The sequence below is a fragment of the Microbulbifer aestuariivivens genome, assembly GCF_039545115.1.
Lineage (GTDB): Bacteria > Pseudomonadota > Gammaproteobacteria > Pseudomonadales > Cellvibrionaceae > Microbulbifer > Microbulbifer aestuariivivens.
This window is the reverse complement of the sequence record NZ_BAABRT010000063.1, coordinates 1-1057: the sequence shown is the minus strand read 5'-3', so window position 1 is coordinate 1057 and position 1057 is coordinate 1. Positions and strand designations below refer to the sequence as shown.

General features: G+C 48.5%; 1 protein-coding gene. It reads left to right on the top strand.

Features of this window, described 5'->3' with window-relative positions; all coding sequences use genetic code 11:
- The coding region (locus ABEA58_RS14350; protein WP_345552602.1) for a hypothetical protein at positions 1–579 on the top strand (579 nt) is incomplete at its 5' end.
- Positions 580–1057 lie beyond the last annotated feature (478 nt).

The following is a 1057-nucleotide window of genomic DNA, read 5'->3' as shown; positions in this document are numbered from 1 at the left end:
ATAACCAAGCTAGGCAGGTTCGCCCAGCCGGTGGCTGGGCTGGACAGCCTACGCTGCGCTTCGGCTGCCCCTGCTAGCGGCGTTATGGATTACTACAAACAATCGAGAAAATTTATGGAAAGCCCCGACAATAAAATTGTAACTTACAATGATTTGCTAACCCTGTGGGGGATTCAAGATTCGCTGCTTCAAACATATAGAACAATATTTATTAGCATGCAGTCTATCCTTGTCGCGTTTGGGTCAATCATGGCTCAAGGAGAAAGTGCAATTTTTCCCCTAATTGGAATATCAGTTCTCGCTATGTTTGCTTTGTGGTTTTGGGTGTCAATATGTACAGCCCGAGGTCAAAGTGTTTATCTCGCGCAATATCTTGCTATGAAAGCAGAAGCCGGAGATCCAGTTTATGAGCCTTTGCAGATACTCAAACATTTTCAGAGTGGTCATTATCCTGAAATATCAAAAGATCCACGCTTCATTGCACTACAAGGTGGTCTAACTAGGAAAAAAATGGAGCGCTGGCTTCCTACACTTTTTTTTGCTGTATGGATATTTATTTGGCTAATCACATTTGCCTAAATATTTTGAAGTCAGCATTGTTGCCATCTAATCCATAACAAGGTGCTGTAGTCGCTGCGCTGGGACTTCCGTTTCGCTACGCTTCACTACAGCCCCTAAGCACGGCGTTATGTTGCCGGTCGGTAAACATTATCATCGATGCCTTCGGGTAGTTTTTCGCAGTGGTTTGGTGTCCAGCATTGAGCTGCTAAGCCGTTCCGGAGCAAGCAGTTTCGCTCCTAGAGCGTTCTCTCCGGTTCGGTAGAGATGGCTAGTCCATTGCAGTATCGTGGGGTGCCATTAAGTAAATAATTTGGTGGGGGAAGTGCGGTATTCTTCCCTCGTAATATCGGGCGGTGGCCAGCCAAGCTGTGGCTGGCAAAGTGCTGGTAGTTGGCCCGCAGCGCGTCAGCCATAACCAAGCTAGGCAGGATCGCCCAGCCAGTGGCTGGGCTGGACAGCCTACGCTGCGCTCCGGCTGCCCCTGCTAGCGGCGTTA